This is a genomic window from Roseococcus sp. SDR (genome assembly GCF_019083995.1).
Taxonomy (GTDB): domain Bacteria; phylum Pseudomonadota; class Alphaproteobacteria; order Acetobacterales; family Acetobacteraceae; genus Roseococcus.
Genome location: NZ_JAHRCU010000016.1, coordinates 12,097 through 35,129 on the forward strand (window position 1 = coordinate 12,097; position 23,033 = coordinate 35,129).

The following is a 23,033-nucleotide window of genomic DNA, read 5'->3' on the forward strand; positions in this document are numbered from 1 at the left end:
CGCGTCTGTGCTCATGCCGCGCTCGCTATCGCGCGTGGGCGTACAGGGCAATGACGAGATGGCGAATCCTGCGTGACAGATGTTGCGGCGCGGCCGCACGGCGGCGCAACGTGCCGCCCTCGGATGGGGGATGATGGGAGGCCATGAGGGTCGCCGTTCTCGGCGCGGGACCATCGGGCAGCGCCATGGCCGCGCTGATGGCCTGGCGCGGACACGACGTCACGCTCTGGTCGCCCCGCGGCGGCGGCACGCGCCATCTCGGGCACGAACTCATGACGCGCGGCGTTCTGGCCGGCGCATGGCGCATCCGGGTGGCGGCCGACCTCTGGCGCGCGGCGGAAGTGGCGGAGGCCATCCTCATCGCCCTGCCCCCGGCGGCGCAGCCCTCCATCCTGCAACGCCTCGCCAGCGCCCTGGTCGGCACGCCGGACATCCTCTTCGCGCCCGCGGGCGGGCTTGCCCCGGCCCTGCTGCATCAATTCGCCACGGCGCGCGGCTTTGTGCCTCGCCTGGGTGCGCTGGCCGTGCCGCCGGCGCTCGCCGCGCGCGGAGCGGACGGCGTGGTGGAGGTGATGGCGCTGCGCCCGCGCCTCTGGGTCGGCGGGCTGCCGCCGGGAGCCACCCATGATCTCGTGACCCTCACCGAGCGGCTCTTCGGTCTGCCGGCCGTGCCAATCGGCGACATTCTGGCGGCCGGGCTGGCCGAGCCAGGCGCGTTGGTCGAGGCGGCGCGCATCCTTGCACCGCCCGGCGTGGCCCATGCGGTGGGCAGGCTCCTCCTGGGGCTGGCGGCGGAGCGCGATGCGGTGGGGAAGGCCATGGGCCGCCATGACCTGCCCGGCATCGCGGCGCTGGTCAGCGAGCAGGGCGGATTGCCCGCCGAACGCCGCCCCCTCGCCGAGACGGGGGGCGGGCTCGCCTTCCTGGAAGCGATGGCGCGGGCCAGCCGGACGCCGGTTCCGCTCGTCTCGTCCGCCCTTCAGGTGCTGGAAACGGCGGCCGGCGAGAGCTTCAGCCCGCACCCGGTGCTGGCGGCACTGGAGCCGGCCCCGCTGGCCCGGCTGCTGGGCGCCGCGGGCTGAGCCCCGCAGCGTGATTCAGACGATCTTCGTCTTGATCTCGCCCACGCCCTCGACGAAGCCTTCCAGCACGTCACCGCGCACCACGGCGGCGACACCCTCGGGCGTGCCGGTCATGATGAGGTCACCGGGGGCGAGTTCGACCAGTTCGGAGAGGTTCGCGATCACCTCGGGCACCGACCAGATGAGCTTCGAGAGATCGGAGGTCTGGGTGACCTTGCCGTTCACCTTCAGCTCGATCTTGCCCTTGGAGGGGTCGAAGCCGGCGGCCGGGATCAGCGCGCCCATCGGCGCCGAAAGGTCGAAACCCTTCCCCATGTCCCAGGGGCGGCCGGTCTTCTTCGCCTCGTTCTGGATGTCGCGTCGCGTCATGTCGAGGCCGGCGCAATAGCCCCAGACATGCTTCAGAGCGTCAGCCACGGCGATGTTCTTGCCGCCCGTGCCGATGGCGACGACCAGTTCCATCTCGTGGTGCAGGGACTTGGTCACGCTCGGATACGGCATGTCGGCGCCGTTGATCACCAAGGCATCGGCCGGCTTGGTGAAGTAGAAGGGCGGCTCGCGCGTCGGGTCGGAGCCCATCTCGATCGCATGCTCGGCATAGTTGCGGCCGACGCAGAAGATGCGGCGCACCGGAAACATGGCGCTGCTGCCCTTGATGGGAACGGCGGAGATGGCGGGGGGTGGGACGACATATTCGGGCATGGAGGCTCCTTCCGGACAGGCCGGTCGGGCCGGGCCGCTCAGGGAAGATGGGCCAGGCCATGGTCGGGATTGGGTGGTTCACCGCTTCGGTGATGCCACCTCAGCGGCGCAGGTCTAGACCAGCTTCCATGTGCGGGGAACCTGCCGCCGGGGCGCTTTTGGCGGCTTGACCCGACTTCGGCGCAGATGCCAGGGTGTTTGCGTCGGGATCAGCCTGCCGAGACCATCCATTGGGGCAAACAGAAAGCGCCCGACCAGGGGGGTGGTCGGGCGCCCATACTGTTCATACTTCCGATCGGAATGGTCGGGCGAGCCGATTGGGGGAATCGGGACGTCCACCGGCGGATGAACCACCGCCGGTGCATGAGTCATACCGCGACATGCGCTGGAAGCCAAGCCCAATCGACTCGGATCAACCATGATCCGTGCGGATTCTTGCCCTATTCGGCGGCCTCGCGCAGGGCCGCGACACGGGGTTGGGGCCGTGCGGCCCGCGCGGCGCAGGCTTCCCCGAAAGCCTCGAAGATACGGCGGCTGAAGGCGTCCTTCTCCCAGTCATATTCGGGGTGCCATTGCACACCCCAGGCGAAGCCCGGCGCCTGCCGGACGCGCACCGCCTCCACCGTTCCGTCCGGCGCCCAGCCCATCGCCTCGAGCCGCGGCGCGAGGCGCTGCACACCCTGATTGTGAAGCGAGTTCACGGGCACCTCGGTGCGGCCGGCGAGCTCATGCAGCAGCCCATCGGGTGCCAAGCGCACCGCATGCGCCTTGCCGGTGCGCACCAGCGGGATCGGCTGGTCGGAGGGGGTGGAGTGGTCCATCCGGCCCGGCAGGTCCTGGATACGCTGATCGAGCGAGCCGCCAAGGGCCACGTTCAACTCCTGCATGCCGCGGCAGATCGCCAGCAAGGGGACGCCCTCGGCGATGGCGGCACGGATGAGCGGCAACGTGGTCGCGTCGCGCTGCTGGTCCTCGGGCGTGCCTTCGGCATGGTCCGGGCCGTCATAATGGCCGGGCCAGACGTTGCTTCGGCTGCCGGTGAGGATCAGGCCATCGAGCCGCGGCAGGATCTGCGGCGCGAGGCTCTCGCCCGCCGCCGGCAGCAGGACCGGCACCCCGTTCGCCGGGCCGAGCACCACGCGGACATAGCTGTCGGAGGCGGCGTGGTTGGGCGTGTTGAAGATCCCGAAGGCCTTCACGCAACAGGAGATGCCAATGATCGGTCGCATCATGGCAACAAACCAAGCGGATGCGGCGGATTCAAGGCAATTGGACGCAAGACGCGCCGAAATTTCATCGCTGTTGCTCAAGCTCCTCGCGGAAACGCGGATCGTTGAAGGCAAAGAGGAAGGGATCGAAGCGCTCGCCCGTCTGCACCTGGGTCAGCGTGACGCGCGTGCTGCGGCCCTGCGGGTCCAGCACCACCCATTGGCGCAGCGCCATGGGCTGCTCCTCCAGGATGAGCTGGATCTGGCCTTCCGCCGCCTGGTTGGTGCGGTGCACCGTGACGCGCAGCAGCCCGCCCGCGCGCTCGAAGCCCGAGACCGTGAGGTCGCCCGAAAGCCGCAGCGGATTGCGCAGCAGGAGGCTGAGCGGCGTGGAGGAGAGCGGTACGATGGTCGGCTGGCGCAGCTGGCGGTCGTAATGGAAGAACTGGCCGTCGGCGGCGATCAGGAGCGTCGGCTCCGGCGGGTCGTATTCGAAGCGCATGCGGCCCGGGCGCCAGATCCAGGCCGTGCCCTCGGCGGCCGCGCCACCCTGGGCAATCTGCAGGAAGCGCGCGCGCAGCGTGGTCATGCCGTTGAAATAGGCCTCGATGCGGCCGAGCGCCGCGCGATCCGCTTCCGACAGGGCGGGCAAGGGCCGGGCGGGCGCTTGGGCCATCGCGGGGGCGGCGAGGAAAAGGGCCGGGAGGGCCAGGAGCGGGCGTCTGTTCATGCGCCTCTTGTGGGACCTGATGCCGGCCAAAGAAAGGCCTTGTTGCCGCGCTTATGGAGGAGGGTGGCGCTCCGACGCGGCGCTGCCCGAGCATGCTGCTTTGCGGCAAAATGATGCTGACCCGCACGAAAATGGCGAAATTCGGGCGCAAAATTCAATATCAAAACTTCTTTTTTTCAATAGGTTATGACGAAATATTGAGAAACAACCCTTGACTGGCGGCATGTCATCGCTGCTGTCACATTCCGGCTCCAGACGAGGTGCGGGGGATGCACCACTGCGGTCAGACGTGGTCCGGTCAAACGGGGGCTTTCAACACATGGATGGTTTCGCTCCATTGACGCATGGCTACGGCCCTCAAGGTTTCGGCGCGGCCGCGCACGGCCTCACCCGGCGTCGCCTGGCGAGCAGCATCGGCTGCCGCGGGATCGGCCTGCACACGGGCCGTACCATTTCGCTCACGCTGAAGCCCGCGCCGCTCGGCAGCGGCATCGTCTTTCATCGCACCGACCTCGGCCTGGACATCCCCGCCCGGCACGACCTGGTGGTCGAGACGCGCCTCTGCACGCAGATCGGCCTGCCCGGCGATCGCACGGCGCGCGTCGGCACCATCGAGCATGTGATGGCAGCACTGGCCGCGGCCGGCATCGATGACGCCCGCGTCGAGCTGGACGGCCCCGAGGTCCCCATCCTGGACGGCTCGGCTGCCCCGTTCCTCTTTCTGATCGATTGCGCCGGCACGGTGGAGCATTACGCGCCCCGCCCCGCGATCGAGGTGCTGCGCCGCGTCCGCGTCGAGGACAGCCACGGCGGCTGGGCCGAACTCTCGCCCAACCCCGAGCCTGCCTTCGATGCCACGCTCAGCATCGACTTCGGCGAGACGGCGATCGGCCGCCAGAGCCTCTCCATGCGCATCTCGGTCGAGAGCTTCCGGCGTGAACTGGCCGAAGCCCGCACCTTCACCCTGGCCGAGGACGTGGCCCGGCTGCGCGCCGCCGGCCTCGCCCAGGGCGGCAGCCTCGCCAATGCGGTGGTCGTGGATGGTCCGATGATCCTCAACCCCGGCGGCCTGCGCCGCCCGGATGAGTTCGTCCGTCACAAGATGCTTGATGTGGTGGGCGACCTCGCCCTGGCCGGTGCGCCGCTGCTCGCCCGTTTTACCGGGCATCGCTCCGGCCATGCGCTGAACAATCAGCTTCTGCTCGCCTTGATGCAGGATGCCCGCAACTGGCGCTTCACCGGGAGCCAGGCGATGGCCGAGGCGGAGCGCGAGAAGCTCGTCGCCGCCTGAGCCCCCTGACTGCTCACACCGTGACGGCCCGCGCCCCGGCGCCGGCGACCCACTTGTGCGCTGCGGCGGCTCCCATGGTATAGAGCCCGCCGATCGGAGCCTTCATCGCACATGCGCCCACTTTCTCGTGCCGCCCTGTTTCTCGTCTTCGCGCTGCCGCTCTCCGGCTGCGGCGTGTCCCAATGGGACGGCTCGGCCGCCGGCCTGTTCCGCACGCCGCCGGCTGGCACCGGTCTCGTGGATCGCTCGCCCGAATCGCTCTACGCGGCCGGCATCGAGGCCCTCCAGGCCCAGCGCTATCCGCAGGCGGTGGAGCTCTTCGAGGTGCTGGAGCGGGAGCACCCCTATTCCACCTGGGCCACCAACGCGAAGATCATGTCGGCCTATGGCGACTACATGCGCAATCGCTACACCGAGGCCATCGGCACGCTGGACCGCTTCATCCAGCTGCACCCGGCGCATCGCGACATCGCCTACGCCTACTATCTGCGCAGCCTCGCCTATTACGAGCAGATCGCCGACAGCCAGCGCGACCAGCGCGGGACGGAGACAGCCCTGACCGCCCTGCAGGACGTGGCGAACCGCTTCCCCAACACCGCCTATGCCCGCGACGCCCGCCTCAAGATGGACCTGGCGCGCGATCACCTGGCGGGCCGCGAGATGAACATCGGCCGCTTCTACATGCGCCAGGGCCTCTACAGCGCCGCCATCGGCCGGTTCCGTCGCGTCGTCGAGGATTACCAGACCACCAACCACGTGCCCGAGGCGCTGCACCGGCTGACCGAGATGTATCTGGCGCTGGGACTGCGTGACGAGGCGGCACGCGCCGCTTCCGTGCTCGGCCATAACTTCCCGGGCAATGCCTGGTACCAGGACAGCTACGCCATGCTGACGCCCGGCGCGCAGATGGCGGCGCAGGACCGTCCCGGCTTCTTCCGGCGGGCCTGGAACAGCGTCTTCTAGCGGGCGAGCGCATGCTCGCCTCCCTCTCCATCCGCGACGTCGTGCTCATCGAGCGGCTCGACCTGAATTTCGGGCCGGGCCTCTCGGTGCTGACCGGCGAGACCGGCGCGGGCAAGTCCATCCTGCTCGATTCGCTGGGGCTCGCGCTCGGCATGCGCGCCGAGGCGGGGCTGGTGCGCGCGGGGCAGACCCAGGCGAGCGTCGCCGCCGTCTTCCAGCCGCCCGAGGGGCATCCGGCCTTCGCGCTTCTCGCCGAGCAGGGGATGGAGGCGGAGGAGACGCTGGTGCTGCGCCGCGTGCTGCAGGCCGATGGCCGCTCCCGCGCCTTCGTGAACGACCAGCCGGTGGGCGTCGCATTGCTGAAGCGCCTCGCCGCGACGCTGGTCGAGGTCCAGGGCCAGCATGACCAGGTGGGCCTGGCCGACCCCGCCACCCATGCCGCGCTGCTGGACGCCTTCGGGGCGCATGAGGCGGCACGCGGCCGCGTCGCCGCCGCCTATCGGTCCTGGCGCGCCGCCGAGCAGGCTTTGGCCGAGGCCGAGGCCGCCGTCGCCGCGGCGCTGCGCGACGAGGAATGGCTGCGGCACGCGGTGGAGGAACTCTCCACCCTCGCGCCCGAGGATGGCGAGGAGGAGCGCCTCGCGCAGGAACGCCAAGGGCTGCAACAGGCCGAGCGCCGCAACGAGGCGATCGCGAGCGCCTTGGCCGAGATCCAGCCGCGCGACCGCCGCTCCGCCCATCCCGGCCACGCGCTGCGCAACGCGGTGCGCGCGCTGGAACGCCTGCCACCGCCCAACGAGGCCGCGCAACCCGCCCTCGCCGCTCTCACCCAGGCGCAGGACGCGCTGGCCGAGGCGGAGCGGCTGCTCGAGCGGCTCGCCATGGACGCCCTGCCCGATCCGCGCCGGCTGGAGGCGCTGGAGGACCGGCTCTATGGCTTGCGCTCCGCCGCGCGGAAGCACGGCGTGGCGGTGGTCGAACTGACCGGCCATCTGGAGGCCCTGCGCGAACGGCTGGCCGCGCTGGATGCCGGCACAGGCCGCGTCTCCGCGCTGGAGGCCGCCCGCAAGACGGCCCGCGCCGATTACATCGCCGCCGCCGAGGCGCTGACCGCCGCCCGCCGCGCCTCGGCGACCAAGCTGGAAAAGGCGCTCGCCGCCGAATTGCCGCCGCTGAAGCTCGACCGCGCGCGCGTCGTCATCGAGATCGCGCCCCGCGAGGAAAGCGCCTGGGGCGCCGACGGCATGGACCGCGTCACGCTGCTGGTCTCGACCAATCCCGGCCAGACACCGGGCGCCCTGATCAAGATCGCCTCGGGCGGCGAGCTCTCGCGCCTCATGCTGGCGCTGAAGGTGGTGCTGGCGCGCGGCTCGCCCGTGCCGACGCTGGTCTTCGACGAGGTGGATGCCGGCATCGGCGGCGCGACCGCAGCCGCGGTGGGCGAGCGGCTGGCCCGTGTGGCCGAGCGGCTGCAGGTGCTGGTGGTCACCCACTCGCCGCAGGTGGCCGCGCGCGGCGCGCATCACCTGCAGGTGGCCAAGGCGGTGCGCGGCAGCAAGGCCGAGACACGGGTCACGCCGCTCGACGTGCCGGCCCGGCGCGAGGAAATCGCCCGCATGCTGGCGGGCGAGACGGTGACCGAAGCCGCACGCGCGGCGGCCGCCAGCCTGCTGGATGGCGTCGCGTGATTCGACGCGTCGAGGGGCGGGACGCCGCCCCGCTCGCCGCCCTGTTGCGCGCATTGAATACCGAGCCCGGCCTGCACCCGGAGCGGATCACCGCCGCCGGCGTGGCGCGCGACCTCATCGCGGATGCGCGGGTGACGCTTCTGGTGGCGGAGGCAGACGGCGTGCTGCACGGCTTCGCCTCCGGCCACCCCTATTACGACAGCGGGGCCAGCCGCTGGGGCGCCATCATGAACGACCTCTATGTGGCCCCCGAGGCGCGACGCGCCGGGCTGGGCCGGGCCCTGGTCGCCGCCCTGGCCGAGGCGACCGCCGAGGAGGGCGGCGAATTCCTCTGGTGGGACGCCGATGAGGGCGATGAGCTCGCCCTCGCCTTCCACCGCGCCATCGGCGCCACCGAGGCACGCACCCACAGCTTCATCCTCGAAGGTGCGGCCTTCACTGCCCTGACGGAGGCCGCATGAGCGAGAGCGCCGAAGCCGAGATCGCGCGGCTGATCGCCGAGATCACCGAGCATGACCGGCGCTACTACGAACAGGATGCCCCCAGCATCAGTGACGCCGAATACGACGCGCTGATGCGCCGCCTGCGGGCGCTGGAGGCCGAGCACCCATCCCTGGTGCAGCCTGACAGCCCGACGCAGAAGGTCTCGGGCCGCGCCGTCGAGGGCTTCGCCAAGTCGCGCCACCTGGCGCCCATGCTCAGCCTCGACAACGCCTTCGCGCCCGAGGATTTCACCGAGTTTGCCGCCCGCATCCGCCGCTTCCTGAGCCTGCCTGAGGATGCGGCCCTCGACTTCGTCGCAGAGCCCAAGATCGACGGCCTCAGCGTGAACCTGCTCTACGAGAATGGCCGCTTCGTGAAGGGGGCCACGCGCGGCGACGGCGCGGAGGGCGAGGACATCACCGCCAACCTCCTCACCCTCTCCGACCTGCCGCGCGAACTCCCCGCCCCCTTTCCCGCGCTGATCGAAATCCGCGGCGAGGTCTTCATGGACCGGACGGATTTCGAGAGCTTCCGCGCCACCCAGGAAGCGGCGCTCGCCGAACGCGAGGCGCGCAAGGCGCGCGGTGAAAAGCTGGGCCCCGCCGTCACCATCCCGGTCAATCCGCGCAACGCCGCCGCCGGCTCGCTGCGCCAACTGGATGCCTCCATCACCGCGCAGCGGCCACTGAAACTCTTCGCCTATGCGATGGGCGAGGCGAGCGAGGCGCCGGCCACCACCCATCGGGGCTGGCTCATGACGCTGGAACGCTGGGGCTTCCGCGTGAACCCGCTCTCCTCGCCGGTGGCAGAGGGCGCCGCGGACCTGCTGACCGAGACGCCCACCGCCTTCCAGGCCCGCATGACCCGCGAGCGCGCGAGGCTCGCCTATGAGATCGATGGCGTCGTCTACAAACTGGATCGCCTCGACTGGCAGGCGCGGCTCGGCTTCGTCGGCCGCGCCCCGCGCTGGGCCATCGCCTGGAAATTCCCGGCCGAACAGGCGCAGACCCGGCTGCTCCGCATCGAGATCCAGGTCGGCCGCACCGGCGCGCTGACCCCACGCGCGGTGATGGAACCCGTCTTCGTCGGCGGCGTCACCGTCACCCACGCCACGCTGCACAATGAGGACGAGATCGCGCGGAAGGATATCCGCGAGGGCGACACCATCACCCTGCAGCGCGCGGGCGATGTCATCCCGCAGGTGCTGGGCGTGGTGGACCCGGACCGCCCGGGCCGCGCGGCGCCCTACGCCTTCCCCACCACCTGCCCCGCCTGCGGCAGCCATGCCGTGCGCGAGAACGAGGATGTGGTGCGCCGCTGCACCGGCGGCCTGATTTGCCCCGCGCAGACCGTCGAACGGCTGAAGCACTTCGTCTCCCGCCGCTGCATGGACATTGACGGCATGGGCGAGGAGCGCATCGACACGCTGCACGCCATGGGCCTGCTGCGCGGACCGGCCGATCTGTTCCGGCTGCACACCCATGCCGAACGGCTGGAGGCGCTGGAGGGCTGGGGCAAGCTTTCCACCCGCAAGCTCTTCGACGCGATCGAGGCGCGGCGCGACCCGCCCTTGGAGCGCTTCCTCTTTGCGCTGGGCATCCGCCGCATCGGCGAGCAGAACGCGAAGCTGCTGGCGCGCCACTATCACTCCATCGGCGCCCTGCGCGAGCGGATGATCGCGGCCCGCATCATCGGCAGCGAGGCGCGGGAGGAGCTGGGCAGCATCCAGGGCATCGGCCCCGCCATCGCGACCGAACTCGTCGAGTTCTTCGCTGAGCCGCACAACCTCGAGGCGCTGGATGCGCTGCTGGCCGAGGTGACGCCGCAGGAAAGCTGGGCCGCCGAGGCGGGCGATAACCCCTTCGCCGGCAAGGCGCTGGTCTTCACCGGCACGCTGGAGACCCTCTCCCGCCAGGAAGCCGAGGCGCGGGCCGAGGCGCTGGGCGCCAAGGTCACGAAGTCGGTCTCGAAGAAGACGGATTTCGTCGTGGTCGGCGCCGATGCGGGCTCCAAGGCCACCAAGGCGGCCGAGCTTGGTTTGCGCGTGCTGAGCGAGGCGGAATTCCGCGCGATGGCGGGCCTGGCCTGAAGTCTCTTACATTGGCAAGGCTGCGGGCGCATTCTGGCGCCCCGACAGGAGGTGCCCATGGACCAGATCAACCCGCTCTTCACCGCGACCGCCACGGCCACCGGCGGCCGCAACGGCCACACCGCGGCCGAGGATGGCAGCGTCGCAACCGACCTTTCCGTACCCAAGGCGATGGGCGGCCCGGGCAAGCCTGGTACCTCGACGCCCGAGCACCTGTTCGCGGCGGGCTATGCCGCCTGCTTCGGCGGCGCGCTGGATTTCGTCGGCAAGCAGCACAAGAAGAATGCCGCCGGTGCCAAGGTGACGGCGGCCGTCTCCATCGGCCCGCGCGAGAAGGGCGGCTTCGGCCTCGCCGTCGTGCTCACGGTGGAGGACCCCTCCCTGCCCCAGGCCGAGCTCGAGGCGCTGGCCATGGAGGCGCATGAGAAGATCTGCCCCTATAGCCACGCCACGCGCGGCAATGTGGATGTGAAGGTCGAGGTGAAGGGCGGCTGAGCGCCCCTCACAGCGGCGCGCATTCGCGCGCCAGCCACTCCCGCACGGCCGGCTCCAGGCTCGGCCCGATCTCGGCCTGGACGCGGGCGTGATAGGCATTGACCCAGTCACGCTCGGCGGTCGTGAGCTGGCTCGGCACGATCAGCGCGCGGCAATAGGGCGCCAGCGTCAGCGTCTCGAACTCCAGGAAGGTCTTGGCCTGGTCCGGCTGGCGCGCGGCTTCCCGCGCCAGCAGCAGGTTCTCGATGCGGATGCCGTAATGCCCGGGCAGGTAGTAGCCCGGCTCATCCGAGAGGATCATGCCCGGGCGGATGGGCACGACGCGCGCGGCCCGGCTGAAGGCCACCGGCCCCTCATGCACCGAGAGGAAGCTGCCCACGCCATGGCCCGTGCCGTGGTCGTAGTCGAGGCCTGAATCCCAGAGTGGCCGCCGCGCGATGGCGTCGAGATGCGGCCCCGCGACCCCCACCGGAAAGCGCACGGTCGCGAGCGCGATATGGCCGCGCAGGACGGCGGTGTAGCGCGCGCGCAGCGAGGCCGGCGCGGGGCCCGGGCCGCTCCAGAGCGTGCGGGTGATGTCCGTGGTGCCATCCGGATACTGCCCGCCACTGTCGATCAGGTAGCACTCATCCGCGTTGATCGGGCGGTTGGTCGCCTCGCTCACGCGATAATGCACGATGGCGCCGTTCTCGCCCGCGCCGGAGATGGCGGGGAAGCTCTCGGCCACGAAGCCGGGCACGCGGCGGCGCTCATCCAGCAGGCGGGCCGCGGCGGAGATTTCCGTCAGGCCGCCCTTCGGCGCCTCGGCCGCGAACCAGGCGAGGAAATTCGCCACCGCCACCGCGTCGCGCCGATGGGCGTTGCGCGCACCCTGCTGCTCGGTCGCGTTCTTGGTCGCGCGTGGCAGGCGCGTCGGGTCCTCGCCCGCGATCACGCGGGCGCCGGCGTCGCGCAGGGTGGCGGCGAACCAGGCGGGCGTCGCATCCGCATCGACCCGGACCGCGCGGCCGGAGAGTTCGCCCAGCGCGCGGGCCAGGTTGGCGCGCGGCTCGATGGAGACGCGGTTGCCCAGATGCGCGCGCGTCGCCTCCGGCACGCGCTCGGGCGCATGCAGGAACATCCGGACGGAGGCATCGTCCCGCACCAGCGCGAAGGCGAGCGGCATGGGGGTATGCGCGAGATCAGCTCCACGCAGGTTGAGCAGCCAGGCGACGGAATGCGCATCGGCCAGCAGCGCCGCCTGTTCGCCAGACTGGCGCAGGCTCGCCGCCAGCGCCTCACGCTTCGCCTCGGCGCTCTCGCCAGATAGCTCCGCGCCGTGCGGCAGCACGGCGGCGGCCGGCGGCGCGGGGCGGTCCTGCCAGATGGCGTCCAGCGGATTGGGCGTGAGCGGAACAAGGTTCAGCCCGGAGAGGCGCTTGAGAAACCCTTCGCTGTGCAGCCAGGGATCGTAGCCGAGCCTGAGATCGGCCGCATGCTCGCGCAGCCAGGCCTCGGGCGGCTCCTCAATCAGGTGGCGGCGTTCCCACAGCGCGGCATCGGTCTCGGCGGCGACCTGGGTGGTGTAGCGGCCATCGGTGAAGACGGCGGCGCGCTCAGGCAGAACGACGGCCATGCCCGCACTGCCGGTGAAACCGGTGAGCCAGGCGAGGCGCTCGCCGGAGGGGGGGACATACTCGCCCAGATGTTCGTCCGAGCGCGGGACCAGGAAGCCATCCACGCCCTGAGCGGCCAGCGCGGCGCGAAGGGTGGCGAGGCGATCGGCTTTGGTTAACATCGGAAGCCCTGTTGTTAAGACATGTGTCCACAATATGACATGCGTCATGCGCATGTCTGCGGCATGAGCTTCGCACAACCTGTCCTCGCTGCAATCCCCTACATCACCGTCATCCGGATGGCACCGCCGTCCTTCACAACAGGATCACAGACCATGACCCGCATCACCCCAGCCGAAGCCGTGCTGCTGATGCCCCAGAGCTCCCTCCATGGGGCGCCCCGCAACGCCGAAGCCGAGCGCGTCGCCGCCATGATCGCCGAGGCGCGCCAGGCACGCGACCGCGCGATGGCCGAGCGCATCCGCGGCTTCTTCCACAGCCTGCGCAGCCTGCTGACGACACTGCGCACCCGCCGCGAGACGATCGAGCAGCTGCGCGCGATGAGCGACCGCGAGCTGGCGGATATCGGCCTGACCCGCGGCAACATCACCGCAGCCGCGGTGGCCGCCACGCCGGTTGCGGCGAACGACCAGATGGATGCCCGCGCGGCCGCCTGAGCCGCAGCGCGCGAACTGATGGAAAGGGCGGCGGAGCCTGGCTCCGCCGCCCTTTTTCGCGCGCTATTGCGAGGCGCGACCCGCCTGGTAGCCCCGCTGCCAGGACTGCTGCTCCGCTTCGCGGGCGCGGCCCATCAGGTAGCCGCCGGCCGCGCCGATGCCAGCGCCGGCCAGCGCGCCCCAGCCCGCATTGCCGGAGAAGGAGCCGACGATGGCACCCGTCGCGGCACCGAGGCCCGCACCGCCGGCCGTGAGGCGGCCGGTGTCCGACATGTTCTCGCAGCCGCCCAGCGCGAGTGCCAGGACGGGAACCAGCAGGATCTTGCGCATCTCTTTCCTCCTCACGAGGCGCGGCGCGCCGGGCGGCGCGGGCAGGGATAGGCGGCGGTGGCGAAGCGCACCACGCCCTCGGCGGCCGAGGTGCCGGCATATTGCGGATTGGCGCCCGCCCAGGTGACGAAGGCCCCGGTGATGCTGGCGACCGTCGGCCGCGGATCGGGCAGGCAGAAGAAAGGCCCGACGCGGCTGCCGCGCTGGGTCAGCTCGCCGTGGAACTGGCCCACCGCCAGCAGGAAGCCGTGGCAGAAATTCACCGCCGACACCACGTTGGGGTCGGACGGACCCGCCGCGCAGAGCGCCGCGAGGTCGGAGGTCTTGCCCCCCACGAAATTATCCGGCGTCACCTGCGCCAGCGCGGGCGCGCTGCCCAGGGCCAATGCCGCGGCCAGAGCGGCCCCGGTCCATCGCGTCATCATGCTCTCTCTCCCTCGCCGACCGGCGCGGCGGCACCGGTTCGTCTCGATTCACGGTTGAAGACTGCGCCAGCGGCCTGACGGCGGCAACATGCTTGCGCAATACCCCCGCGCCGCGCGCATGCCGGCCCCGGCGACAACTTCGCTTGCGGCGGGCCGGCCGCTTCGGTCACATCCGGACATGTCCCAAGACGCCGTTCATTCCGCCAAGCGCATCCTCTGGGTCGCGATCATCGCGGCGGCGGCCACTTCCAGCCTCGCCATGGGCATCCGCCAGACCTTCGGCCTGCTGCTGCTGCCGCTCGCCGCCGAGAATGGCGTGGCCCCCTGGGCCTTCGGCCTGGCCGTGGCGCTTCATAACCTCACCTGGGGTCTGGGCCAGCCCGTCTCGGGCGCGATGGCGGACAAGCACGGCTCGGGCCGCGTCATGGCGATGGGCGGTGTCTTCTACCTGATCGGCTGCGGCCTGCCGGCGTTGTTTCCCTCCAACGCGACCGTGATGATCGGCATCGGCGTCTTCTCGGGCTTCGGCGTCGCCTGCGCCGGCACAGGCCTCGCGCTCGCCGCCATCGGCCGCCTGGCGCCGCCCGAAAAGCGCGGCGAATACATCGGCATCGCGAGCGCCGGCGGCAGCCTCGGCCAGGCGGCGATGGTGCCGCTCACCTTCTCCGCCATCGGCGGCTTCGGCGCTGCGGGCGCGCTGATGATGCTGGCCGCCTCCGCCGTGCTCATCATCCCGCTCGCGCGCAATATCGAGTGGCGCCCGGCGGCGCGCAGCGGCCCGCCCGCCGCCGGCCTCGCGGGCCTGCCCGCGCTCGCGCGCCGCTCGCTGGCCGATCGCGACTTCGCGCTGCTGACCGGCGGCTTCTTCGCCTGCGGCTTCCAGCTCGCCTTCCTGACCACGCACCTGCCCTCGCACATCGCGCTTTGCGGCCAGCCGGCGGCCCTCGGCATGGTGGCGATGACGATGATCGGGCTGTTCAACATCCCGGGTTCCTGGTTCTGCGGCTGGCTCTCCAGCCGCATCAAGCCGGAGAACGGGCTGGGCTGGATCTACCTCGTCCGCACGCTCGCCATCGCGGGCTTCGCCGTCGCCCCGCCCAGCGAATGGGGCACGATCATCTTCGCCGCCGTGATGGGCTTCGTCTGGCTGGGCACCGTGCCGCTCACCTCGGCCGCCATCGCGCGGCGCTTCGGCGTGGGCGACCTCGGCGCGCTCTATGGTGTCTGCTTCTTCAGCCACCAGATCGGCGGCTTCCTGGGCGCTGGCTCCGGCGCGGTGCTCATGGCCTGGACCGGCAGCTACGCCGCCTTCTGGCCGGTCATGATCCTGGTCGGCCTCACCGCCAGCGTGCTGAACTGGATGGCCAAGGCGCCCGGCGCGCGCGGGACCCTTGCAACAGCGGGTTGATCCGCCCCAAATGGGGTGAAATCTCCAACATCCCGGGACTCCACGCCGTCATGATCGACCCCTTTGGGCGACATATCAGCTACCTCCGCGTTTCCGTGACGGATCGCTGCGACCTGCGCTGCGTCTATTGCATGGCGGAGGACATGACCTTCCTCCCGAAATCCGAGGTGCTGACGCTGGAGGAGTTGGAACGCCTCTGCGGCACCTTCATCGACCTCGGCGTCCGCAAGCTGCGGCTGACGGGCGGCGAGCCGCTGGTGCGCAAGAACGTGATGTCGCTGGTGCGCGGCCTCGGCGCGCGCATCGGGTCCGGACTGGAGGAGCTGACGCTCACCACCAACGGCACGCAGTTGACCAAGTACGCGGATGACCTGGCGGCCGCCGGCGTGCGCCGCATCAACGTCTCGATCGACACGCTGGACGCCGCCGCCTTCAAGGCCGCGACCCGCTGGGGCGAGCTGGACAAGGTTCTGGACGGCGTCTTCGCCGCCAAGGCCGCGGGCCTGCATGTGAAGATCAACGCCGTGGCGCTGAAGGGCGTGAACGAGCACGAGTTCGACCGCATGCTCGCCTGGTGCGGCGAGCACGGCTTCGATCTCTGCCTGATCGAGACCATGCCGCTCGGCGAGATCAGCGAGGACCGCACGGATCAGTTCCTGCCGCTCAGCCTCGTCCGCGCCCGCCTCAAGCAGAACTGGACGCTGAACGAGAGCAGCCACACGACAGGCGGCCCCGCGCGCTACTACGACGTGGCCGAGACCGGCACGCGCCTCGGCTTCATCACGCCGATGACGCATAACTTCTGCGAGAGCTGCAACCGCGTGCGGCTGACCTGCACCGGCACGCTCTACATGTGCCTGGGCCAGGAGGATGCGGCCGATCTGCGCGCGCCGCTGCGTGACCCCGCGCTGGGCGAGGAAGGCCTGCGCGCGGCCATCGCGGATGCCATCGCGCGCAAGCCCAAGGGCCATGACTTCGTGATTGATCGCCGCCGTTCGGCCCCCGCGGTCGCGCGCCACATGAGTGTCACGGGCGGCTGATGCTGAACGACCTCGTCACCCGCCTGACCCTGCCGGGCCTGCCGGAATGGACCGGGCTGGTGGCGCTGCTGATCCTGCTGCTGCTGGCGGTCTGCCTGCTCGTCATGCCCTTCTCGGTCTTCGGGCTGAAGGGCCGGCTCGATTCCATCGAGGCGCAGCTCGATGACCTGCGGGCCGAGCTGCGCGTGATGATCGCGCGGCAATCCGAGCCCCGGCGCGATGGCCGGGACGCGACACCCAATATCCCCGAGCCCTATGCGCCCCCCGCCCCGCAGGGCCGGGCCGAGCCGCGCATCTCCTGGCCGCGCCAGCCTTGAGGCTCGGCCGCCGCGCCGCCATCTTGGCGCTGCTGCTGCCGATTCCGGCCCTGGCCCAGGCGGTGGATCACAAGCAGGGTGTGCTCGGCCATCTCTCCGTGCAGATCGGCACCACCAACACGCCGCAGGTGGTGAACGACCCGGCCGTCCGCCGCACGCTTTCCGCCCTGCTCGGCGAGCCCGGCGTGCGGCTGCTCAACAACAACCTCCAGCTCGTCGCCCCCATCGCGTTCGATGGGACGGCCCTGGTGCTGCGCGGCGCCCGGCAAGAGGCGGTCGGCGAACAGGAGGCCTTCCTCTCCATCCGTCCGCGTGATGGGATCATGGAGGTCGCGATCCTCACCGCCGGCCGCGTGCGTTTCGTCTCCCAGCGCCCCATGGGCGAGCGGAGCGAGATGCTCGAACCGCAACTCATTCGCTGGGGCGTTGGCCGCGGCGTCCCGCTCGATGAACGGCGCGTCCCGCCCGCCGCAAGATAGGCCCTGCCCATGCGCATCTCCGCCATCCAGATGAACCAGACCAGCGACAAGCAAGCCAATCTCGACCAGGCGCGCCGCCTGATCGAGGGCGCGCTGGCGGCGGATCGGCCGGACATGGTCACGCTCCCCGAGACCTGGACCAACCTGGGCGGCGGGCGCGAGGCGCGGGCGGCAGCGGCGGAAGTGCTGCCCGAGCCCGGCGGCACGGGGGGCGCCGCCTATGAATTCCTGCGCGGCATCGCCAAGGGGGCGGGCATCCACGTCCATGGCGGCTCGATCATCGAGCAGGGACCGGAGAAGTTCTTCAACACGACGCTGGTCTTTGCCCCCGATGGCCGGGAGATCGCGCGCTACCGCAAGATCCACCTCTTCGACATCACGGGGCCCGATGGCACCGGCTATCGCGAGAGCGCGCTCTATGGCGCGGGCGGCGCGCTGGTCACCTTCGACGCGGGCGGCGTGAAGTTCGGTTGCACCATCTGCTACGACATGCGCTTCCCCGAGCAATACCTGGCCCTGAGGCGCGCAGGCGCGGAGGCGATCTTCGTGCCATCCAACTTCACGCTGATGACCGGCAAGGACCATTGGGAGGTGCTGCTGCGGGCGCGGGCCATCGAGACGCAGTGCTGGATCATCGCCGCCGCCTCCTGGGGCGCCTATGAGGAGCGCGGCGCGACGCGCCAGGTTTATGGCCACTCGCTGATCGCCGACCCCTGGGGCCATGTGGTGGCCAAGGCGAGCGACGGGATCGGCTGGACCACGGCGCGGCTCGATCCGGCGGTGACGGCGAAGGTGCGGCGCGACATGCCCGTGCTCGAACATCGGCGGCTCGCGTGAGCGCGCCCGATCGTGGAGCGCCGGAGGCGCGGAGCGTGAAGCGGTGGCGCAGCACGCATCCCCAACGGGCGGCGTGACGCGATGGCACACCTCATGAAGATGTCGTTTCTCGCCTCGACGACCGAGCCCGCACAGGAAGCACGCGCGCGCCTCGTCGCCCTCTATGGCGACCACCCGCCGCAGGAGGCCGACGTGATCGTGGCGCTCGGCGGCGATGGGTTGATGCTGGAGACGCAGCACCGCTTCCTCGGCCGCAATCCGCCGATCTACGGGATGAATCGCGGCAGCGTCGGCTTCCTGATGAATTCTTATCGCGAGGAGGACCTGCCCGCGCGCATCGGCGCCGCCCAGGCGGCCCATCTGCACCCCTTGCGCATGCGCGCCCACTCCGCCAGCGGCACACATGCGGCGCTGGCCATCAACGAGGTCTCCCTGCTGCGCGAACAGCGCCAGGCGGCCAAGCTGCGCATCCTGGTGGATGGCAAGGAGCGTCTGCCGGAACTGATCTGCGATGGCATCCTGATCTCCACGCCCGCCGGCAGCACGGCCTACAACCTCTCGGCGCATGGGCCGATCGTGCCGCTGGATGCGAAGCTGCTGCCGCTGACGCCGATCTCCGCCTTCCGGCCACGGCGCTGGCGCGGCGCGCTGCTGCCCTCCAATGCGCGCGTGGTCTTCGAGGTGCTGGAGCCCGAGAAGCGCCCCGTCTCGGCGACGGCCGACTACACCGAGGTGCGCGATGTGCGCCGCGTCGAGGTGCGCGAGGATCGCAGCATCACCATGACCATGCTGTTCGACCCGGACCGCAGCCTCTCGGAGCGGATCATCGCGGAGCAGTTCACGGTCTGAGCATCACGCCGCGCGCGGGTATTGCAGCAGCAGGATTTCCGCGCCTTCCGGCCCTGCCTCGGCCACGAAAGCCGCCTCGTCCGGCGTGACGAAGAGCGCGCTGAGGCGGCCCAGCACCTGGCCTCCATGCCTGATCGAGCCGGTGGTCACCAGCAGGCTCTGCCCCGCCCCACGCGCCGGATCGGGCGCGGTGAGCCGCCCCCGCGGTGGGATCCGCAACATGAGGATGGCCAGGCCATCCGGCTCACCCAGCACCATCTCCGTCACCGCTTCGCGCCGGGCAGCCAGCGCCTCTTGCGTGCTGGGCAGCACCGGATCAGCCAGCACGTAGCGCTTCGGGCCGCGCGACATGCGCGCCTTGGCGGCGGGGAGGAATTGCGCGCCGGTGCCATCCGCGCTGGCGCGCAGCGTGAAGTATTTCAGCCCCCCCTCGCCCGGCGTGATCGGGCCGTAGCCCGTGCTCGCCCCGGCGAAATGCGCCATGATGGGTTGCACCGCATGCCGCCCGATGGCGCCGCCGCCCTCCACCACCACCTGGAACTGGTCCACGAAGTGGAAATGCGGATGCACCACCGCATTCAACTCCTGCTCGACCAGGAAGGCCTGGGGCGGGCGGGTCTCGCCCGGCGCGGGCGGCACATAGGCCAGCGCGCCCATCGCCTTTGGGTCCACCGAGCTCGAACCTTTCGGCGAAGGCGGCGGGCCGAAATAATCCGTGCGCCAGAGCAGACCGCCCTCGGGTGCCACGCGCGAGAAGCGGGTGGGCGCCGCGGCCTCGGCCGAGGTGGCATAGATCATGGCAGTGTCCTCCCAGGCGGTCGCTGGCCACTTCGAGGTTGCCAGGACAAATCCAGCCCTCCCATACTCTGCCGAGAGAAAATGGCCCAGTGCAAGGGCCGCATCTGGGGGGATTCATGAATAGCTACGGACAAATCCGGCGCGCTCTGCTGGCCGCCCCCATGCTGGCGCTCGCCGGCCGGGCCCACGCCCAGGCCTGGCCGGCGCGGCCCATCCGCATCCTGGTGGGCTTCCCGCCCGGCCAGGCGACCGACACCATCGCGCGCCTCCTGGCCGAGAAGCTCGGCGAAAATCCCGGCTGGTCCATGGTGATCGAGAACCGGCCCGGACAGGGCGGCAGCCTCGCCGCCGCCGCCGCCGCGCAGGCCGCCCCCGATGGCTATACGCTGCTGCTCTCGGCCACCGCGCCGCTGGCCACCAACCCCAATCTCTATGCCAATATCGGCTATGATCCGGTGCGGGACTTCGCGCCCATCACGCTCGTCGCCAACCTGCCCTTCGTGCTGCTGGTGAACGCCAGTTCCCCCGCGCGCACCCCGGCGGAACTCGTCGCCATGGCGCGCGCGCGGCCGGGGCAGGTGACCTTCGGCACGCCGGGCAACGGCACCACCGCGCATCTCATCACCATGATGTTCTCCCGCGCCGCCGGCGGGCTCGACATGACGCATGTGCCCTATCGCGGCGGGCCGCAGGTGTTGACGGACCTGCTGGCCGGGCGCCTCGACTTCATGTTCGAGACCGAGGTCTTCTCGCTGCCGCATATCCAGTCCGGCCGCGTGCGCGCGCTCGCGCTGACGACCGCCAACCGCTCCGACCGCCAGCCCGATCTGCCGACGCTGGGGCAGAGCGGCATGCCGGGCTTCGATGCCGCCGCCTGGCTTGGCCTGGTGGCGCCGGCCGGCACGCCCACGCCGATCATCCTGCGCATCAACCAGGAGATCCACCGCATCCTGGCCGAGCCCGCAATGCGCGAGCGGCTGGGCGGCCTGGGCGCGCAGGTGCTGACCAGCACGCCCGAGCAATTCGCGACCTTCATCCGCAGCGAGGGCGTGAAATGGGGCAACGCCATCCGCGAGAACAATGTGCGGCTGGATTAGAGAGGACTGATCCGCCCCGGATTCCGCTCCACCAGGATCGGCCGCACCAGCCGGCCGAAGCGCTCGGCCTCCTCGTCATGCAGATAGCCCGAGAGGCAGAAGCTGTGGCAGCCGATCTCGATGAAGCGCTGGATCACATCGGCGCATTGCGTCGGATTGCCGACGATGGCGACCCCCGCCCCCTGCCGTGCCTTGGCGAGCCCCGCCCAGAGGTTGGGGGCGATCAGCCCGCCCGTCTCGGCCAGCAGCGCCTGCACGCGCTGGTTGGCAACGGAATTGGCGATGTTGGCGCGCACGGCCGCACTCCGCTCCTCGCTCACATCCCGCACCAGTTCATGCGCGGCGGCCCAGGCTTCCTCCTCCGTCTCGCGGCAGATGATCTGCAGCCGCATGCCGAAACCGATCGTCTCGCCCCGCCCCTGCCCTTCCGCCATTGCGCGGATCTCGGTCATCTGCTCGGCCACCGTCTCGGGCCGGTCGCCCCAGAAGAGGTGCACATCGGCATGCGCGGCCGAGATCTCCCACGCCTGGCGTGAGCCGCCGCCGAGATAGAAGCGCGGATGCGGCTGTTGCAGCGGCGCGGGCACCACGCGCGCGCCGCGCAAGGTGTGGAAGCGCCCCTCCCAATCCAGCGGCGCCGTGGCGGTCCAGAGCGCCTTCATGATGGCGACCTCCTCCGCCATCAGCGCGTAGCGGTCCTCCTTGCCGTAGCGGATGCCATCCGCCGCGTTTTCGGCCTCCGACTGGCCGGCGATGAGGTTCACCGCGATGCGCCCGCCAGTGAGCTGATCGAAGGTCGTCACCATCTTCGCCAGCATCACGGGGTTGATGTAGCCTGGGCGCGCGGCCACCAGCATGCGGATGGAACTTGACCGCCCCGCCATGAAGGCGGTCGTCACCCAGGCCTCCCAGCAGGGGATGGCGACCGGGACCAGCAGATATTCGAAACCCGCCGCCTCGGCCGCCTGGACGACGCGGTCGAACATCTCGGTGCCGGCGGGCACCACATGGGGGCCGGCCGCATAGCTGGTCGTGTCGCCGCTGCTGGGCAGATACCAGCCGAATTCCAGCTTGCTCATGCTTCGAGCAACGCTTCGATGGCGGCGCTGATGGCAAGCAGGCGCTGATCGCCCATCGCCTCGCCCATCAGCATGAGGCCGACCGGCGCCTCGCCCGGGATATGGCAGGGCAGGCTGATCGCGCAGCGGTCGAGGAAATTCGCGATGGTCGTGTTCCGCAGCAGCAGCAGGTTGATGCGGTTGTATTCGCTCTCTTCCTCCACCTCGGCGATGGCGGGAGGAATGAGCGGCACGGTCGGGCAGATCACCGCGTCATAGGGCGCGGTGCGCGGGGCGGTGGCCGCGATCACCTCGGCGCGGGCCTGCACCACGCCCAGGTAATCCGCCGCGCTCATGTGTTCGCCGCGCGCGATGCGCTTCAGGATGCGCGGATCGTAGCGCGGGCCGTCGCTGGCGATCAGATGGCGATGCCAGGCATAGGCCTCCGACGCGGTGAGCCCGCCCTTCGCGTTGATCGTGGGCATGCGGTCCAGCTCAGGCAGGGTCACGTCCTCGAGCTTCACGCCGGCTGCCTCCAGCCGCGCGAGCGTCCGCGCATAGGCCCGCGCCACCTCGCCCTGCATGCCCTCCTCGACGATGTTGTTCAGCACGCCGAAGCGCAGCCCCGCGAGGTTCACTTCGGGCAGCGCAGGCGGCGTCTCAGCCCCCGCGATGATCGCATCCAGCACCTGGCAGCAGCCGACGGAGCGCGCGAGCGGTCCCACGGAGTCGAGCGAGGGCGAAAGCGGCAGCACGCCCGAGATGGGCACGCGCCGCGCCGTCGGCTTGAAGCCCACCACGCCGTTCAGCGCGGCCGGGATGCGGCAGGAGCCGCCGGTATCGGTGCCGAGTCCGCCGAAGCCCATGCCATCGGCCGCGGCGACGCCAGCGCCGGAAGAGGAGCCGCCCGGCAACCGCCCCGTCGCGCGGTCCCAGGGGCTCGAGGGCGTGCCGTAATGCGGATTCACGCCCAGGCCGGAGAAGGCGAATTCCGTCATGTTCGTCCGGCCGATGACGATGAAGCCCTGGCGGTTCAGCCGCTCGATCACGGGGGCGGGCGCGGTCGCGGGCTTCGCGCCATCCCGAGCGACCGAGCCCGCGCGGGTCACATGCCCCGCCTCATCGAACAGGTCCTTCACGGTGATGGGAATGCCGGCGAAGCGGCTCGGCGCGCGGCCTGCCTGGCGCAGAGCGTCCATCGCGCGCGCCTGCTCGCGCGCCTCCTTGGCATGCAGCGCGGTGAAGACGCGCGGCCCCTCGCCTTCCGCCGCGCGCGCCAGCGCCTCCTCGATGAGCGCGGTCGCGCTGGTGCGGCCGCTTTCAAGGGCAAGCACGGCATGGGCGATGATGGGATGGGCGTGACGAGGCATCTGGCCGTCCTGATGGATTTGC

24 protein-coding genes are annotated in these 23,033 nt (G+C 70.6%); 15 read left to right on the forward strand and 9 right to left on the reverse strand.

What is annotated here, in order from left to right; genetic code table 11:
* Window positions 1-143 precede the first annotated feature (143 nt).
* Window positions 144-1,082 (forward strand): NAD(P)-binding domain-containing protein, encoded by a 939-nt coding sequence (locus KTR66_RS17185; RefSeq protein ID WP_213614644.1) that lies wholly within the window; start codon window positions 144-146, stop codon window positions 1,080-1,082.
* A gap of 15 nt (window positions 1,083-1,097) precedes the next feature.
* Here KTR66_RS17185 and KTR66_RS17190 read toward each other — a convergent pair whose 3' ends face one another.
* The 3 genes from KTR66_RS17190 to KTR66_RS17200 form a co-directional block, all read right to left on the reverse strand.
* Complete coding sequence (locus tag KTR66_RS17190) at window positions 1,098-1,784, reverse strand: fumarylacetoacetate hydrolase family protein (protein WP_213614646.1); 687 nt, start codon at window positions 1,782-1,784, stop codon at window positions 1,098-1,100.
* A gap of 440 nt (window positions 1,785-2,224) precedes the next feature.
* Window positions 2,225-3,013: a gamma-glutamyl-gamma-aminobutyrate hydrolase family protein gene (locus KTR66_RS17195; RefSeq protein ID WP_213614831.1), complete on the reverse strand. Its 789-nt coding sequence runs from the start codon at window positions 3,011-3,013 to the stop codon at window positions 2,225-2,227.
* A gap of 64 nt (window positions 3,014-3,077) precedes the next feature.
* A complete protein-coding gene (locus KTR66_RS17200; RefSeq protein WP_213614648.1) occupies window positions 3,078-3,722 on the reverse strand; it encodes an outer membrane lipoprotein carrier protein LolA in 645 nt (214 codons plus the stop codon).
* A 319-nt stretch (window positions 3,723-4,041) separates the two neighbouring features.
* On the opposite strand from KTR66_RS17200, the gene lpxC reads away from it, so the two are divergent.
* The 6 genes from lpxC to KTR66_RS17230 all read left to right on the forward strand — a co-directional run bounded on the left by lpxC (window position 4,042) and on the right by KTR66_RS17230 (window position 10,731).
* On the forward strand, window positions 4,042-5,013 hold the full coding sequence (gene lpxC, locus KTR66_RS17205) for a UDP-3-O-acyl-N-acetylglucosamine deacetylase (protein ID WP_213614649.1): 972 nt from the start codon (window positions 4,042-4,044) through the stop codon (window positions 5,011-5,013).
* Window positions 5,014-5,124: 111 nt separating this feature from the next.
* Window positions 5,125-5,976 carry an outer membrane protein assembly factor BamD gene (locus KTR66_RS17210; RefSeq protein WP_213614651.1) on the forward strand — a complete coding sequence of 284 codons (852 nt, stop codon included), beginning with the start codon at window positions 5,125-5,127 and terminating at the stop codon, window positions 5,974-5,976.
* 11 nt (window positions 5,977-5,987) lie between these two features.
* A complete protein-coding gene (recN, locus tag KTR66_RS17215) occupies window positions 5,988-7,664 on the forward strand; it encodes a DNA repair protein RecN (RefSeq protein ID WP_213614653.1) in 1,677 nt (558 codons plus the stop codon).
* A complete protein-coding gene (locus KTR66_RS17220) occupies window positions 7,661-8,125 on the forward strand; it encodes a GNAT family N-acetyltransferase (RefSeq protein ID WP_213614655.1) in 465 nt (154 codons plus the stop codon). The genes recN and KTR66_RS17220 overlap by 4 nt, the downstream gene beginning before the upstream one ends.
* Window positions 8,122-10,236, forward strand: a complete 2,115-nt coding sequence (ligA, locus tag KTR66_RS17225; protein ID WP_213614657.1) for an NAD-dependent DNA ligase LigA — start codon at window positions 8,122-8,124, stop codon at window positions 10,234-10,236. The genes KTR66_RS17220 and ligA overlap by 4 nt, the downstream gene beginning before the upstream one ends.
* Window positions 10,237-10,293: 57 nt before the next feature.
* Complete coding sequence (locus tag KTR66_RS17230; protein ID WP_213614658.1) at window positions 10,294-10,731, forward strand: organic hydroperoxide resistance protein; 438 nt, start codon at window positions 10,294-10,296, stop codon at window positions 10,729-10,731.
* 7 nt (window positions 10,732-10,738) lie between these two features.
* Here the strand turns inward: KTR66_RS17230 and KTR66_RS17235 are convergent, their stop codons facing one another.
* Window positions 10,739-12,508: an aminopeptidase P family protein gene (locus KTR66_RS17235; RefSeq protein WP_213614661.1), complete on the reverse strand. Its 1,770-nt coding sequence runs from the start codon at window positions 12,506-12,508 to the stop codon at window positions 10,739-10,741.
* A 153-nt stretch (window positions 12,509-12,661) separates the two neighbouring features.
* Here KTR66_RS17235 and KTR66_RS17240 point away from each other — a divergent pair, with 153 nt between their 5' ends.
* Window positions 12,662-13,003 carry a DUF1127 domain-containing protein gene (locus KTR66_RS17240; RefSeq protein ID WP_213614663.1) on the forward strand — a complete coding sequence of 114 codons (342 nt, stop codon included), beginning with the start codon at window positions 12,662-12,664 and terminating at the stop codon, window positions 13,001-13,003.
* A 63-nt stretch (window positions 13,004-13,066) separates the two neighbouring features.
* On the opposite strand, the gene KTR66_RS17245 is transcribed toward KTR66_RS17240, so the two are convergent.
* Together KTR66_RS17245 and KTR66_RS17250 are read right to left on the reverse strand one after the other, a co-directional pair.
* Window positions 13,067-13,333 (reverse strand): glycine zipper domain-containing protein, encoded by a 267-nt coding sequence (locus KTR66_RS17245; RefSeq protein WP_213614664.1) that lies wholly within the window; start codon window positions 13,331-13,333, stop codon window positions 13,067-13,069.
* Window positions 13,334-13,344: 11 nt separating this feature from the next.
* The gene (locus tag KTR66_RS17250) at window positions 13,345-13,758 is read right to left on the reverse strand and encodes a Rap1a/Tai family immunity protein (protein ID WP_213614666.1); all 414 of its coding nucleotides are present in this window, start codon (window positions 13,756-13,758) and stop codon (window positions 13,345-13,347) included.
* A gap of 178 nt (window positions 13,759-13,936) precedes the next feature.
* On the opposite strand from KTR66_RS17250, the gene KTR66_RS17255 reads away from it, so the two are divergent.
* The 6 genes from KTR66_RS17255 to KTR66_RS17280 all read left to right on the forward strand — a co-directional run bounded on the left by KTR66_RS17255 (window position 13,937) and on the right by KTR66_RS17280 (window position 18,688).
* On the forward strand, window positions 13,937-15,166 hold the full coding sequence (locus tag KTR66_RS17255; protein WP_213614668.1) for an MFS transporter: 1,230 nt from the start codon (window positions 13,937-13,939) through the stop codon (window positions 15,164-15,166).
* Between the two features lie 50 nt (window positions 15,167-15,216).
* Window positions 15,217-16,206: a GTP 3',8-cyclase MoaA gene (moaA, locus tag KTR66_RS17260; RefSeq protein WP_213614670.1), complete on the forward strand. Its 990-nt coding sequence runs from the start codon at window positions 15,217-15,219 to the stop codon at window positions 16,204-16,206.
* Window positions 16,206-16,523, forward strand: a complete 318-nt coding sequence (locus tag KTR66_RS17265) for a hypothetical protein (protein WP_213614672.1) — start codon at window positions 16,206-16,208, stop codon at window positions 16,521-16,523. The genes moaA and KTR66_RS17265 overlap by 1 nt, the downstream gene beginning before the upstream one ends.
* Entirely contained in the window at window positions 16,520-17,002 is a 483-nt protein-coding gene (locus KTR66_RS17270) for a hypothetical protein (protein ID WP_213614674.1), read from the forward strand. Before KTR66_RS17265 ends, KTR66_RS17270 begins: the two co-directional genes overlap by 4 nt.
* 9 nt (window positions 17,003-17,011) lie before the next feature.
* Entirely contained in the window at window positions 17,012-17,839 is an 828-nt protein-coding gene (locus KTR66_RS17275) for a carbon-nitrogen hydrolase family protein (protein WP_213614676.1), read from the forward strand.
* Between the two features lie 81 nt (window positions 17,840-17,920).
* Window positions 17,921-18,688, forward strand: coding sequence for an NAD kinase (locus KTR66_RS17280; protein ID WP_249732221.1), 768 nt, complete (start codon window positions 17,921-17,923; stop codon window positions 18,686-18,688).
* 3 nt (window positions 18,689-18,691) lie between these two features.
* On the opposite strand, the gene KTR66_RS17285 is transcribed toward KTR66_RS17280, so the two are convergent.
* The gene (locus KTR66_RS17285; protein ID WP_213614678.1) at window positions 18,692-19,486 is read right to left on the reverse strand and encodes a hypothetical protein; all 795 of its coding nucleotides are present in this window, start codon (window positions 19,484-19,486) and stop codon (window positions 18,692-18,694) included.
* Window positions 19,487-19,602: 116 nt separating this feature from the next.
* On the opposite strand from KTR66_RS17285, the gene KTR66_RS17290 reads away from it, so the two are divergent.
* A complete protein-coding gene (locus KTR66_RS17290; protein WP_213614680.1) occupies window positions 19,603-20,583 on the forward strand; it encodes a tripartite tricarboxylate transporter substrate binding protein in 981 nt (326 codons plus the stop codon).
* Here the strand turns inward: KTR66_RS17290 and KTR66_RS17295 are convergent.
* Together KTR66_RS17295 and KTR66_RS17300 are read right to left on the reverse strand one after the other, a co-directional pair.
* Window positions 20,580-21,662 carry an LLM class flavin-dependent oxidoreductase gene (locus KTR66_RS17295; RefSeq protein WP_213614682.1) on the reverse strand — a complete coding sequence of 361 codons (1,083 nt, stop codon included), beginning with the start codon at window positions 21,660-21,662 and terminating at the stop codon, window positions 20,580-20,582. The genes KTR66_RS17290 and KTR66_RS17295 overlap by 4 nt on opposite strands.
* Window positions 21,659-23,011 carry an amidase gene (locus tag KTR66_RS17300; RefSeq protein ID WP_213614684.1) on the reverse strand — a complete coding sequence of 451 codons (1,353 nt, stop codon included), beginning with the start codon at window positions 23,009-23,011 and terminating at the stop codon, window positions 21,659-21,661. Before KTR66_RS17300 ends, KTR66_RS17295 begins: the two co-directional genes overlap by 4 nt.
* Window positions 23,012-23,033 lie beyond the last annotated feature (22 nt).